General features: G+C 68.8%; 10 protein-coding genes. 2 read left to right on the top strand and 8 right to left on the bottom strand.

Annotated features, from left to right (window positions below; translation table 11 throughout):
* Window positions 1-30 precede the first annotated feature (30 nt).
* A complete protein-coding gene (locus ACFYRH_RS17400) occupies window positions 31-1359 on the bottom strand; it encodes an alpha-amylase family protein (RefSeq protein ID WP_387775425.1) in 1329 nt (442 codons plus the stop codon).
* Window positions 1360-1771: 412 nt separating this feature from the next.
* The gene (locus ACFYRH_RS17405; RefSeq protein WP_387775428.1) at window positions 1772-3142 is read right to left on the bottom strand and encodes a protein kinase; all 1371 of its coding nucleotides are present in this window, start codon (window positions 3140-3142) and stop codon (window positions 1772-1774) included.
* Window positions 3143-3271: 129 nt separating this feature from the next.
* Here ACFYRH_RS17405 and ACFYRH_RS17410 point away from each other — a divergent pair, with 129 nt between their 5' ends.
* Complete coding sequence (locus ACFYRH_RS17410) at window positions 3272-3703, top strand: SRPBCC family protein (RefSeq protein ID WP_387775431.1); 432 nt, start codon at window positions 3272-3274, stop codon at window positions 3701-3703.
* Between the two features lie 45 nt (window positions 3704-3748).
* On the opposite strand, the gene ACFYRH_RS17415 is transcribed toward ACFYRH_RS17410, so the two are convergent.
* From ACFYRH_RS17415 to ACFYRH_RS17440, 6 genes are all read right to left on the bottom strand, one after another.
* Window positions 3749-7183, bottom strand: a complete 3435-nt coding sequence (locus ACFYRH_RS17415) for a sugar-binding protein (RefSeq protein ID WP_387775434.1) — start codon at window positions 7181-7183, stop codon at window positions 3749-3751.
* 78 nt (window positions 7184-7261) lie between these two features.
* Window positions 7262-8338: a LacI family DNA-binding transcriptional regulator gene (locus tag ACFYRH_RS17420; RefSeq protein ID WP_387775437.1), complete on the bottom strand. Its 1077-nt coding sequence runs from the start codon at window positions 8336-8338 to the stop codon at window positions 7262-7264.
* 114 nt (window positions 8339-8452) lie between these two features.
* Entirely contained in the window at window positions 8453-9805 is a 1353-nt protein-coding gene (locus ACFYRH_RS17425; RefSeq protein WP_387775440.1) for a glycoside hydrolase family 32 protein, read from the bottom strand.
* 11 nt (window positions 9806-9816) lie between these two features.
* Window positions 9817-10917: a glycoside hydrolase family 172 protein gene (locus ACFYRH_RS17430; protein ID WP_387775443.1), complete on the bottom strand. Its 1101-nt coding sequence runs from the start codon at window positions 10915-10917 to the stop codon at window positions 9817-9819.
* 146 nt (window positions 10918-11063) lie between these two features.
* Window positions 11064-12092: a LacI family DNA-binding transcriptional regulator gene (locus ACFYRH_RS17435; RefSeq protein WP_387775446.1), complete on the bottom strand. Its 1029-nt coding sequence runs from the start codon at window positions 12090-12092 to the stop codon at window positions 11064-11066.
* A 173-nt stretch (window positions 12093-12265) separates the two neighbouring features.
* Window positions 12266-12589, bottom strand: coding sequence for a plasmid stabilization protein (locus ACFYRH_RS17440; RefSeq protein ID WP_387775449.1), 324 nt, complete (start codon window positions 12587-12589; stop codon window positions 12266-12268).
* Between the two features lie 101 nt (window positions 12590-12690).
* Here ACFYRH_RS17440 and ACFYRH_RS17445 point away from each other — a divergent pair, with 101 nt between their 5' ends.
* On the top strand, window positions 12691-14181 hold the full coding sequence (locus ACFYRH_RS17445; protein WP_387775452.1) for a sugar porter family MFS transporter: 1491 nt from the start codon (window positions 12691-12693) through the stop codon (window positions 14179-14181).
* Window positions 14182-14268 lie beyond the last annotated feature (87 nt).

A 14268-nucleotide genomic window follows, 5' to 3' on the forward strand; every position in this document is an offset into this window, starting at 1 on the left:
AGGACAGATCCCTCGAGCGAGAGGTGGAGATCAGCCGGTGACCCGCGCCGCGGCGTGCAGTGCGAGTCCGTCGGTGGCGGCCACGTCGGCGCGGAACCAGCCGGACGCGTCGACCGTGTACGTCGGGCCGGTGCACTTGCCCTGCGAGAAGTCGCCGTGGAAGACGTCGCAGTACACGCCGGCCGGGAGCGAGGTCCGGAAGCTCCGGCCCGTGAGTGCCGAACTCTCGTCGTTCAGGATCAGGTAGCCCTTGTCGCCGCGGCCGAACGCGATCGCGTCGTTGCCGTTGTCCCACCAGTTCGTCACCGCCGTACCGCGGACGTTGTTGTGAAAGGCAACCATGTTCGCGATCACCCGCCACTCGTGCTCGCAGCGCCAGCCGTTGGTGAAGCAGGTGGTGTCCGAGGTGCGTCCGCCGGCGTCGGAGGGCGGGCCCTGGTCGTTCGAGCCGAACTCGTAGCTCGACATCACCTTCGGCGTCCCGTACGTCCAGGCCAGCATGAAGGCGTTGGCCATCGCGTACCGCCCGTTGTCCCGGAACGTCAGGACGCCGCTGCCGCGCTGCGTGTCGTGGTTGTCGGTGAAGACGACCGCGTCGTCGGAGGGCAGCGGCTCCGCGAACGTCTTCAGGTACGCGAGCCGTTCGGTGTTGAAGATCTTCGCGAGATCCTTCCCGTACCGGAATTCGAGCACGTCGCCGTTGCCGACGTACTCGTCCGGGGTGATCGGCTCGCCGGCGCCGTAGATGACCTCCTGGTACAGGTACACCGGACGCGAGAGGCGGGCCTTGATCGCGGCGATGTCCGCGGCCGGCATGTGCTTGGAGGCGTCCAGCCGGAACCCGTCGACACCGACCGACAGCAGATCGTTCAGGTACGCCGCGATCCGCCCGCGCACGTAGTCGGTCTCGGTCGCCAGGTCCGCGAGATCGACGAGCTCACAGTTCTGCACCTCGTACCGGTCGTTGTAGTTGACGATGTCGTCGTTCCCGTTGCGGCCGCAGTGGTGGAAGTCCTGGACCTGGTAGGTGCCCTGGTAGTCGTAGTGGCTGTACGACGACCCGGCGCTGCCAGTGCCGGATCCTCCGGTCATGTGGTTGATCACCGCGTCGGCGTACACCTTCACGCCGGCCGCGTGACAGCTGTTCACCATCGCGACGAAGTCGGCCCGGGTGCCGCGGCGGGTCTGGTCCAGCTTGTAGCTGACCGGTTGGTAGTCCTGCCACCACGGATACCCCGCAACCACCACATGCTCCTGCGGCGGCGACACCTGCACCGCGCCGTACCCCTTGGGCCCCAACACCTGCCCACACTCCCGCCCCACCGACTTCCAGTTCCACTCGAACAACTGCACAACCACATCCCGCTCCCCCAAAGGCACAGCCCCCGCCGGCTGCACCCCAAACCCCACCAGCAACAGCACCCCCAGCCCCACGATCGCCGTGCGAAGCCAGCGCCCACCCGAGAATCCAGCCATACCCCCAGACCTACCCGAACCGCCCCACCTCAACCGGTCACCCGCAGGCCGGCACGCGGACGGATTGTTGAGGTTGTGTTGCAGTTGGTAGATGGGATCAACCGTCAGGGGTGGTGGACTCTCTCACGTAGAAATCCTTGGGCGGAGCAATCGTCTCGTGGTGCTTGTGCTGCCCTGGACGCTGCTCCGCGGCCTCGCGACCGCAGACATGGCCAGCTACGGCATGGTCTTCTGCCACGTCGTGTACGTCGTGACCGACAGCGGGCCGCGCGCTCGGAACGATCTGGGGCGACGCTTACGGGGTCGGTGTGTCCGGCGGGGGTGGCGTGTCGGACGCCTTCGGGGTCGATGACGGCTTCGGGCTGGAAGATGTCGGCGTGGACGAAGGCGTGGACGACGAGGAGGTCTTCGTCGGAGTCGGTGTCGGAGTCGGTGTCGACGAACTGGATGGCGTACTCGACGGAGTCTCGGACGTGGTCGTCGGCGTGCTCGGCGTGGGAGAACTCGGGGTCGAGCTCGGCGTCGTCGGCGTGCTGGACGGCGTGGTCGACGTACGTCGGGCCGCCTCGCTGACCTCGCCGCTCCTGGTCGGTGCGGTGGTCGGCGGCGTGGACGGCGTACCGGCACTGGAGCTGGGTGTGGGGCCGACGTCGACGGTCGGCGGCAGGTTGTCCCCGGTGTTGTGCAGTACGACGCCTGCCGTGATCGCACCGGCCAGAACGAGCACTGCGATGGCCGCGACCATCAACGGCTTTCGAGAATTCGGGGCGCTCTCAGGCAGCGGCGCGGCAGGCGGCACGACGGCGGGCGTACCGATGGATGGAGTCTTCGGCGGCGAGCTCGGAAGCGCGGCAGTCGGGAACCACTCGGCGGCAACCGGTAGTGCGGTGAGCTGAGCGGCCGTCGGCCGTTCTGCCGGATCTTTGGCGAGCATCCGCATCAGCACGCCCTCGAACGGGCCCGCCAACTCCGGGCGCAGCTCGCTCGGCGGGACGGGGGCGGTGTCGACATGCTGATAGAGCACCGCGGTCGGGTGGTCGCCCATGAACGGCGGCCGTCCGGTGACCAGTTGGTACAGAACGCACCCGAGCGCGTAGACATCCGACTCCGGGCCGGCCTTCAGACCCCGGGCTCGCTCCGGTGACAGGTAGTGCGGACTGCCCATGATCTGGCCGGTGGCCGTCAGCTCGTTCGTCTCCGAGCCGGGCAGGTGCGCGATCCCGAAGTCCGCGACCTTGATGGTGCCGTCTGCCGCGACCAGCAGGTTGCTGGGCTTGATGTCGCGGTGGACGACGTCCTGCGCGTGCGCCGCCTGCAGCCCGGCGGCCGCCTGCTCGACGATCGTGACCGCACGCTCCCACGACAGCGGACCGTCCGCGGCCAGCTCGCCGGCGACCGAACGCCCCTCGACGAGCTCCATCACGAGATAGAAGTTGTCGTCGTACTGCCCGAAGTCGTAAACCGCCACGATGTGCGGATCGCTCAGCCGCGCGGCCGCCCGCGCCTCGCGCTGGAACCGCCCCGCGGCCGACGCGTCGTCGTTCGACCGCAGCATCAGTTTCACCGCGACCTCACGACCGAGTGCCTCGTCCGTGGCGCGGAAGACCTCCCCCATCCCGCCACGTCCGAGGGACGCGCCCAACCGGTACCGCTCCGCAATCAGCATCCGTTCCCCGTACCCACGCAGTTCAGTCGGCAACCCATACGTTTGGATGCCAAGCCGCCAGGCTACCCAGTGCACGAGACGTCACCTGATCCGCACTACCCGTGACGACGCGAGCTGGAGGTTACGACGATGGAGCGCATCACCGAATCGGTCGACGTACAGGTGCCGATCGATCTGGCGTACGGGCGCTGGAACGACATCACCTCGTTCCCGCAGTACATGGACAGCGTGGACGACGTCCAGGAGTTCGACGGGGTGCACTCGCACTGGGTGACCTCGGTGGGGGGTTTCGTCCGGGAGTTCGACGCGACGCTGGTCGAGCAGCGGCCTGGGCAACGGATCGCGTGGACCTGCGACCCGGGGCCGATGCTCGGCGGATCGGTCGCCTTCGAGCCGCTGCCCAGCGGCGACACCACGATCACCATCGAGCTGCGGCTCGACGCCCACGGGCTGGTGGAGAACTTCGCCGAGAAGACCGGCATCCTGCACCGGATGGTCGTCGCCGACCTGTACCGCTTCAAGGCGACGGTCGAAAGCGCTGAGCCGGTTCCGGAGGCCTGACCGCGGCCGGCGGCGGGGCTTGCCCGCCGCCGGGTGCGGACCTGGCTACATCGTGTGGCGCAAGGTGAGCGTCACCCGCTTGGTGCCGTGCGGAAGGCGGACCGTGCCGGCGGACTGGTTCACGCCTGCGCCCTTGACCGAGACATTCGCGATGTTGTCCCGGAGCGCGGGCAACTCGATGCTGAAGCCCGCGACGTCACCGACCGCGCCGGTCAGTTCGATCTGCACGCTCTTACCCGTGGTCGTCAACGTGTAGCCGACACGACCACCGGCGGCGACGGGGTACCGGTCGAGGGCGACCTTCTGATGGGTACGGATCCACTCGTTCGGGATGCCGCGGCCGAGGATCACCGTGCCGTCGGACCGTTCCGCGATCAGCGAGTCGAACAGCACCTTGGTCGCGGTCGACTGGCCCCACATGTGCTGGTTCGAGCCCCCGCCACCCGCCGCGTGGTCGATGTCCCACGGCGAGGTCGCGTTCGGGTAGTCGACGCCCTCCCACCAGCCGAACGGTCCACTCTGCGACTTGTCGATCATGAACTGGTACGCCTTGATCCCCAGGTCGCGGTACTGCTCACCACGCAGCGCGGCGCTCCCGTACCCGGCGTTGTACGCACTCGAGAAGTACCCGTGCGGATAGCCACCGAAGTTGTAGATGGTGTCCGAGATGTCCTTGCGCCGGTCGAAGCCGTGCGTGTAGGTGTCGTCGATCTTGTCGATCATCGTCCCGGTCTGCTCGGCGCCGAACAGGTACCCGTCCCACGCCCACCGTCCGAACAGGAACATCGAGGCCCAGTTCGCGTCCCGTGGGTCCTTCCGCGGACCGGTCTCGTTCGGCTCGACCATCGAGATCGGGATGTAGTCCAGCCCGTACTGCCGCATCGTCTGGTTGATCCTGTCGGTCGCGACGCGCAGCAGATCGTCGTACTCCGCCTTGGCCCAAGCGGCCTCCGCGGTCTCGCCGAGGGCGTTGGCGATGTACCGGTAGGTGGTCAGACCAGTGAGGGCGGACCAGTTGTCGATCGTCCAGTAGCCGTGCGAGTCGATCGCGTCGGTCTGCTTCATGATCCCGGTGCCGCCGTCGATCCGGTCGGTCTCGATGGTGTGGGTGTTCTTCTTGATCGTCTCGAACCGGCTGCGCAGGAAGTCCTTGTCGCCGGTGCGTTGCAGGTACAGGGCGTACGGCCAGCTGTACTTCCACTTCGCGTCGTCGTACTGCAACTGGGCCGGCAGCGTGGACAGGTAGTCCTTCGCGTAGGTGAAGTCGCCGATCGTGAGCAGCGTCGACACGATGCCGATCGTGTCGTGGTCGAACATCTCGTCGTACCCGTTCTCGCCGACGTGCAACTGCTTCTCGCCGTTGATGTCGTCGCGGATGATCAGCGTGTAGATGTAGCCGGCCTTGTACGCGTTGATCAGCCGCTTGTCGGGCAGGTCGGTGATGTTCGCGATCGCCGAGAGCCGCGTGTTCCAGTACTGCCGCATGTGGGCGTAGTGCTTGTCGAAACCGCCGAGCTGCTGCAACTGCACCGCGGTCGGCCAGTCGTACGTGCCGTCGAACCGGTCCGCGGCGACCGCGTAGTCGCGCACCACGGTCCGGCCCGGTTCGACGGTCGTCACGGTGCCGTTGGTCAGTGGGGTCAGCAGGGTCGACACCTTCGGCAGCCGAGCCGTCGCGGAGGTGGTGTTCGTGACGGTCATCCGCGAGTAGGCGACCTCGAATCGGTTGCCGCTGACAACGACCAGGTCGGCGAAGTTCTCGACCTCGATCGCCAGCCCGTCCTTGGCGTACTCACTGACGAACGCCGGCAGATACCCCTCGGCATTCGACCACTTGATCTTCCCCGGAATGTTCGGTACGCCGAAGTTGACCATCACATCGCCTCGGCTGCGCAGCCGGTAGCTCCCGTCGATGAAGGCGATCGGCGCGTTCAGATCACCCTCCCACCCGAAGGACGAGGTCAGCCCCGGATTCGTCACATTGCTGTACTCCGCATGCGCCGCGGAGGACACCGCTTCGTCGTACGCGGCCTTCAGCAACCGGTACGCCAGCCCGAGCTCGTCACGCTGCGCCGCCGCATCGGCGAGCGTCGCCTCGGCGGCCGCGATCTCGCTGTCCAGCTGCTTCTGCGCGGACTCGATCGCGCCGCCCACATCGGCCGCGCCCGCCTGGGGCAGTAGATCCTGGATGAGCCGGCGGTACCCGTCGGCCGACGTACCGGACTGTGTCACACCAGCGAGCGTAACGTTGCCGGAAGCATTCGTCTTGCGGAGCAGCTGGGCGCTGATCCGGGCGGAGTCGCCGGCGCCGAGTGTCAGCTCGTAGAGCCTGGTCACCGAGGCGTCGGTGCTGACCAGATCCGTGCTCACGAATGTCGGCGTGGTCGCGCCGTTGACGTAGACCGAGACCCTCGCGGTCGCGCGCCAGGCTCCGGAGACGAACCGCACCGTCTGGCCATCGGCCGCGGCCGGGACGGTCAGGTCGTAGCCGTACGGATCAGTCAGATCGGCGTTCTGGTTCGCTCCGTCGGCGAAGAAGATGCCGCCGTGGCGCGTGCCCGGCTGCGACGCGGACGGGGTGCCGTTCGTCCACGAATAGCTCACCGGGTTGTCGTTCTGGGAGCCGATCGTGCCGCCCGCCTGCCGGTTCGCGACCGCGAGGCGGGGCGTCCCGTCCGGCACACCCGCGCGCCGGTTGACCGTCGTACCGTCGAGGTGCAGCCAGTCGACCGGTCCGTCGGCGGTGAGGTTCATCGAGACGGGCGGAGCGGTCGCGCTCAGGTTCGCATCGTTCGTGATCCGCGACAGTGCGGCGGCAGCCAACGAGAGGTTGCCGGCCGCCTGGAGTTTCGACGCGAACTTGGCCGTGACCACGACGCCCTCCCCCGGGCGGATGGTGACGGTGTAGCGCTTGACCGCCGCTGTACCGCTCGCGGTGAGCTTCGTGGAGTACGCCGTACCGCTGCCGTCGGCTGCTGCGACGGTGAGTGAGCCGGTGGCCTGCCAGATCCCACCCACGAACACCAGGCGTCGTGGCGAGTCCGACGGCGCGACCGTGATCCGGTAGCCGGCGTCGTGGGCCGTCGCATCGCCCACGGTCGTGGTGTCGTAGTTGAAGACACCGCCCGTGGTGACGCCCGATGCGGACGGAGTGGAGGTTCCGTCCGACCAGCCGAACGACAGCGGGCTGTCGCCCAGCTCGGTCCGCCCACCGGCCGGGTTCAGGTCGTCGACGGTGATCGACGGCGCCGCGGCCTTCCGTTCGACGCCCGATCCGGTGACGTGCACCCAGTCGAGGTCGCCGTACGTCGTCAGGTCCATGGCACCGGCGACCGCGCGGCCGCTCGGGAGGTACTCGGTGTTGACCACGAACGGGTCGGCCGGCGGAGTTGCCGCCGGGGCTGCCGCGGCGGTGATCACCGCGGTCGTCACGAGTGCCCCGGCGGCGATCGCCGCGAGCAGTCTGGGTCCGGCTCTCATCTGGTGTCCCTTCAGGCGGTTGGCACAGTGGACGGGCGCCGGAACCGCAGGCTCGGGCGCGCGTCGGGAAAGTCGGTACTACGGTTCGCGGGTGCGCGGTCCGCGGAGGCTGGATCCGCGGACGACGAGTTCGGGCTCCAGCAGGACGTGCTGCGGCGCGCGGGGATCGCCCGCCATCAGGCTGTCGACGGCCTGGATGAGTTGCCGGCCGACCTCGTCGATCGGCTGGCGCAACGTGGTCAGTCCTGGACTCACCAGGGCGGCGGTCGGCGAGTCGTCGTACCCCGTGATGGCGACGTCGGCCCCCGGCCGCAGTCCCCGTTCGTGCAGGGCCCGCATCACGCCGAGGGCGAGGGTGTCGGATCCGCAGACCAGGGCCGTGGCGGGCCGGGACGCGTCGAGCATCCGGTGCGCGGCCTGGCAACCGGCCTCGAGCGAGTCGGCGACGGCGGCCTGCAGATCGGTTTCGAGTCCGCGTTCGCGGCAGGCGTCGAGCCACCCTTCCCGGCGGTCCTGGCCGAGCTCGGACTCGGCCGGCCAGCCGATGTGGCCGATCCGCCGATGGCCCTGCGCCGCCACGTGGTCGGTCGCGGCGCGCGTACCGGCCCGCCCGTCGACGTCGACCCACGCGACGCTGTCGTCGCCGTCCCAGGACCGGCCGAACGACGCGAACGGCACACCCCAGGACCGGAGCGCGGCGACCCGGTCGTCGTTGTGATGGGTCTCGGCCAGGATGAACGCGTCGATCGACGTCTTCTTCAACAGGTCCCGGTACGCCTTGATCTCGCCGGCCGGCCCGTCCTCGGCGTGGCAGAGGATCAGGTGGTAGCCGGCCTCGACCGCGGCGGCGTTCAGTACGTAGAGGAAGTCGTCCATCAGCAACGAGGCCTTGTCCGGTCGGGACGGCCGCATCTTGAAGGCGATCAGCGACGAGCTGCGGTTGCGCAGCGCGCGGGCCGAGAGATTGGGCTCGTAGCCGAGCTCGGCGACCGCGTCCAGGATCCGCTGCCGGGTCGCCGGCGCGACCCGGTCGGGATTGTTCAGCGCGTTCGACACCGACTGCGCCGACACCCCGGCCCGCCGCGCCACCTGCACGAGCGTCACGTGCCCGTGCGGAGCAGGCCCGCGGCTGACGTGCTGCGATTCCGCAACCATCGGCAATCTCCGTCGGATATTAACGTTAAAAACTGTAGCCAGACGCTACGGCGCTCAGGACGGAGCCGTCAAGAGCTGAGCAGGGGGAGAAGTTTTAACGCTAGAACCAGCGGGTCACCGCCCGTCGGTCGGCCAGATCGACGCGAGGTGGTGGAGGGTGAGTGACTGCAGGTTCAGGGGCTCGGTGGTGGTGAGTTCGACGGCGTCGCCGGTCGCGGTGTCGAAGTCGACGTTGTAGCAGGCGTAGTACGCGCCGCCGGCCGCGAAGACCGCCAGTTGGCCGCGATCCACGAGCAGGCGGACGGTGAGCGTCCCGTCAGCGGCCGGTTCCAGTGGTACGCCGTCCAGTTGCGCGGCCGTCACGTCGTACCGGACCTCGCGGACCGCGCCCCCGTCCGGCCCCGTCCGCAGGCGGAACGCGAACGTGCCGGCCGGCGTCCCCGCCAGGTCGAACGTTGCCTCCAGCTCGTAACTGGTCGCGGCGCCGGCGACGACCATCGTGCTGCCGCCGGCGAGGACCTGTGGTTCCACAGCGATCGCCGCCGTGCGTAGCGACTCGATCTCGTCGACCGGCGTACTGCGGATCCGCGGACCGTCCGCGGTTGCGACGAGCCGCTGCTCGATCGGGAAGCTCGCGTTCCCGGTCCACACCGAGCCGCGATTCTGCCCCTGCCACGCCAGCGTCACGACCCGCCTGTCGGGCAGGTTGTCGAACGACTGGGCCGCGTAGTAGTCACTACCCGCGCCGCCGGGATTCACCGTGATCGTGCGAGGTTCGGTCCAATCCGTGCGGAACTCGCGACCGTCGAAGTCGCCGACGACATACGACCCGCGCGCGTCCCGCAGTACCCAGTACTCGGTGTCGTCCAGCCGCATCAGCGTGACGTCGGGGCATTCGAAGAACCACGCGGCGACGTACCGCCCGGTCCGCTCCCACTGACGCAGATCCTTGGAGACGAAGAAGTCCACACCGTTGCCGTCGTTGTCCGACCAGACGGTCATCACCCACGCGTCGCTGGGCTCATGCCACACGACCTTCGGATCCCGGCTCTCCCGTCCACTCGGCTGGGCGAGCACCCGGCCCTCGTCGTACGCCGTGAACGTACGGCCGCCGTCGAGACTGCAGAACATCCGCACGCCCTGCGTCCCGCTGAAGACCAGGATCGGATCGTGCTCGCCGTCCTTGAGCCCGGACGTGTTGTGGACGTCGACCACGCCGCCGCCGGACCACAGATCGCCCGGATGGACCTTCGGGTCGAGAGCGATCGGCTGCTGCTCCCAATGCACGAGGTCGGGACTGGTCGCGTGTCCCCAGTGCATCGTGTCCCACACGAGACTGTCCGGAGCATGCTGGAAGAAGAGGTGGTAGGTACCGCGGTAGTACAGCAGGCCGTTCGGGTCGTTCATCCAGCCGCGCCGCGGACTGAAGTGGAACTGGCCACGGTTGGGCTCGAGGTAGTCGGTCACAGGAGGCCTCTCTAACGGGGGCGGCGGTACTCGCGGGCCGGCAGTGGGACGGGTTCGTTGCCGCCACCCGGTATCTGGTACCAGTAGGCGACGCTGGAGATGTCGTCGCTGCGTTCGAAGTGCCCGTGATCCCAGGCACCGATCTGTTGCAGCGTCACCTTCAGCCGCTCGTGGAAGATCACGGGATCCGGCAGGTGCCAGCGGTACATCCCGTGCGACTGCAGCGTGTCCGCGACGAACGGCGAGTGCCCGGTGGTGTCCTGCGCCGAGTAGAACGGATAGCCGCAGTACGGCGCACTGAAGGTCAACGGCACCGGTGGTGGGTCGGCACGCAGCGCGTCCTGGAACGCCCAGGCTCCACCCGCGTAGTCCTCGAGACCCGTGCTGCACTGCGTCGGGTACTTGTCGTCAGCGTCGATGTAGAACTTGACCTCGCCCTCGCCCCACCAGAAACGCTCGAGCGCGGTCAGCCCGATGTACGTGCCGACGTACGTGCCGCTGCCGGTCACTCCGTCGAGGATGACGTGGTCCTCCCCCAGGGCGGTGCCGGCGTTGCTGCGGCGCCAGATCGCGTGGAACAACGCGGTGTCTGTCGGCAGTTCGTCGCCGACCGTGTAGTCGATCTGGTAGTAGATTCCGCCGACCGGTCCGGGGTGTTCGTTCGTCAGCTCGATCCGCGCGTGCCGGCGGAACGGCATCGGGAAGTAGCAGTTCAGCCCGCCGGTCGGTGCGACCACGATGGGTTCGGAGGTGACGAGTGCGCGTTGGCCGAAGCCGTTGCAGAAGAAGTCTCCGAGCGGTACCTCGACGGCTGGGTACTCGTCGTCGTCCCACCACATTCGCAGGACGAGATCACGCAGTACCCACGGGCCGGCCGCGGTCTTGTCCGGCACGGTCATCCAGAGGTGCCGGATGGTCCCGGGGCCGTTGATGTCGGCGAGCGTCGTGGCCTCCCCCGGGTCGAGACCGATCGCCGGGCGGCCTTTGCGGGACGGGCCGAGGGCGGATGCGGTGGTCGCTGCCCGGCCCGGTGCGCCGGTCGGGTTCTCGGCGTTGATCGACCGGCTCCGGCGTTCACCGGGAGACCTGGTGAGTGCTGCCCAATCCGTCATCCGTTCCCGCACCAACTCTCGCTCCGCGGCGACCTAACAGGTGTTAGGTCCAGTACACCTAACAGGTGTCAACTCGCAGCTGTCAATGCCCGTCGACCGCGGACGGCGCAGTTGGGTGAAGGCGGCGCGAACTTGCCGCGGGGGGCTCAGGTGGGTGGGGGTTGGGCGACTGTGCCGCGGACGACGGGTCGGCACGGGAGCTTCTCGGTGCCGCCGGGTGGGCGGGGCTCACCGGCCAGGCGGGCCAGCAGGTCGGCGGTCGCGCGTCGCCCCATCTCGCGGTGCGGCAGGGCGATCGTGGTGATCCCCGGTGGTACGTCGGCGGCGAGGATCTGCTCGTCGTCGTACCCGATCACCGAGAGATCGACCGGCACCGACAACCCCAGTGACGCGGCGGCCAGCATGACGCCGATCGCGCCGCGGTCGTTGGCCGCCAGGATCGCGGTCGGGCGATCCGGGCGGCGGAGCAGTTCGAGAGCGGCGGCGTGGTTCGTGCCGACGCTGTACCGGGCCTGCACCACAGCGCCGTCCACCGGCAGGCCGGCCGCGTTCATCGCCGCGGTGAAGCCACGGACGCGTCGTACGGTGGCCGGCGACTCCGGGCCGCCGGTGATGAAGGCGATCCGCCGGTGACCGGCGCTGATCGCGAGCTCGGCCGCGGCCCGGCCGCCAGCCTCGTCATCGGGAATGAACGCCGGCAGCGAGTCGTCCGCGACGAAGGCGTTCGCGAGCACCAGTGGTACGCCGGGCGGCGCGTCGAGCGCGTCCAGTTGGCGCAAGCCGGCCTCTGCGTAGATCAGCCCGTCGACGTCGCGGGCGCGCAGTGTCGTCATCGCGCCGTCGACGTAATCGGGGTGCTGCCAGGTGTCGATGGTGAGGATCATGTAGCCGGCCTCGAGCGCCACGTCGCTGGCGGCCGACAGCAGCGGGCCGGCGAACGGTGCGCTCGCGATCGCGTCGGTGACGAGACCGATGGTCGCGGTCCGTTGCCGGCGCAGGTTCACGGCCGAGGCGTTCGGCACGTAGCCGAGCTCGCGGGCGACCGCCCGGATCCGCGCCTGCTTCTCGGCGTCGACCATCCCGTCACCGCGCCCGTTGAGCACCAGCGACACCGACGACCGCGAAACTCCGGTCGCCTTCGCGACGTCGGCAGACGTCACCCGCCGCTCGCCCATGCTCCCCTCCGCCTCGCTTCGCCCCCGCCAACCCTTCGCCAACCGTTCGCCGGCTCTTTGCCGGCCGGGATGCCGCGGCGCGGCCAGCATCTCACGAGTCCTGCGAGGTCCGTCCGGAATCGGGGAGCCGTCGGCCTCGGCCGACGGATGATTCTCGGTGACGCCGCCGCGAGCTACCGACCGACGGCCTTCGCGAGTTGGGCCTTCGTCATCTTCGAGCGGCCCTTGACGTTCTTGTCCTTGGCCTCGTTGTAGAGCTGCTCCTTGGTCCGGCCCCCGGAGCCGCTGTGCGACCGCAACCCACCCCGCCGGCTGGACGAGATGTCGTCGGTCGACGTCCGGCTCTTCTGCTTCGCCTCGCCGGACCTGGCCCGCTCCTTGTTCACGGTCCGCGCCGCGATCTCCTCGGCGACGTCCTCGCTCCGGCCGCGGTCCTCCAGGCCGGCCTTGATGTGCTCGTACTGCCGTTCCCGCTTCCGGTTGGCTCCCGCAGGCATCATGACCTCCCTCGCTGTGTCCCGTCCGGTACCCGCCGTCGTCCCCCGGCAATCAGCCCACGCCCGCCCGGGCACAACCGGCGGGTTTCGAGCGGGCCGCGATGGTCACCGGTGAAGGGCAAACCGCGGATCGATCAAGGAGGCGCATCGCCATGGCGCCGCAGCAACAATCGGCCACCGCCGTACTCGAGCATCTGGACAGCCGCGTTCCGACGTCGTTCTACTGGTCGCTCACGGCGCTCGCGACCGTCGGTGGGTTCCTGTTCGGGTACGACACCGCGAACATCGGCTCGGTCGTCAACTTCCTGCCGTACGATCTCGGGACGCTCGCGCTCGGATACCTGGTGGCCGGCGCATCCATCGGCGCCGCCGTCGGAGCACTCGCCGCCGGCCCGACGTCCGACCGGCTGGGCCGCAAATCGCTGCTGGTCGTCGACGCCGCCATCTACGCGATCGGCGCGCTGCTGTCCGCGTTCGCGTGGGATGCGTGGGTCCTGCTGTTCGCGCGGACGCTGATCGGTCTCGCGATCGGCGCCGACTCCGCGGTCGCGACGGCGTACATCGCGGAGTACGCGCCGAAGGCACGCCGTGGTGCGCTCAGCATCCTGCAGCAATGGATGATCACCGTCGGCATCCTGGTGTCGTACCTGATCGCCCTCGCGGTCCTGGTGCCGCTGCCTCAGCACGCCAAGAGCCTCGACTGGAGACTGCTGCTCGGACTCGGCGCCGTACCGGCGTTGTTCGCGCTCGTGCTGCGCACCAGGATGCCCGAGTCGCCGCGCTGGCTGATGCGCCAGGGACGGTACGACGACACGCACCGGGCGCTCGCCAAGCTCGGGATCGACATCAGCGCCGAGCAGATCGAGCGCGGCGCCCGGACCGTCGACGAGCACGAACGCGCCGCGGGCCGGAGGAAGCGACACTGGACACGGGGCGTGAAGCGGGCGCTGATCGTGGTCTCGGTGTTCTTCGTCTTCCAGCAGATCACCGGTATCAACCTGACGTTCTACTACGGCCCGAAGTTGCTGCAGCCCTATCTGCAGACCGGCGACGACGAGGTCCGGGCGGCGATCGCCGCGGTCGCGGTCACCGCGCTGATGAGCGTGGTCAACGTGATCGCGACGTTCTTCGCGTTCAAGTTCATCGACAAGGCCGGCCGCCGCAAACTGGCGCTCGGCGGGTACGCCGTGATGGCCGCCGCGATGCTGTTCGGGGCGGCGGGTGTCGCGTTCACCGGCGGCGTCACCCGGGTCGTACTGATCCTGGTCGCGCTGGACGTCTTCATCGCGGCGTTCGCGATCGGCGTCGGCGGAACGGGCTGGCTGATCCAGGGCGAGTACTTCCCGACCGAGGTCCGCGGCCGGGCCGCCGCGATCGCCGCGTCGGTCGACTGGATCGCGAACTTCGCGCTGATCCTGCTGGTGCCGACGCTGGTGGGCGGGTTCGGGCTGGCCTGGTTGATGGTGCTGTTCGCGGTGCTGTCGGTCCTCGCGGTGGTGTTCGTCTTCGCGTACCTGCCGGAGACCAAGGAACTGTCGGTGGAGGAGATCACCGAGATCTTCGAGCGCCAGGCAGCCGGCGGGACCCGGTGAGCGCCGGATCCCGTCGTACGGCGGGGGTGGACGTCGCGGCTCTCGGATCGCATCGTGGAGGTGAGGGACGTCCGGAAGGAGCATTCC

This window comes from Kribbella sp. NPDC004875 (genome assembly GCF_042873375.1).
Taxonomy (GTDB): domain Bacteria; phylum Actinomycetota; class Actinomycetes; order Propionibacteriales; family Kribbellaceae; genus Kribbella.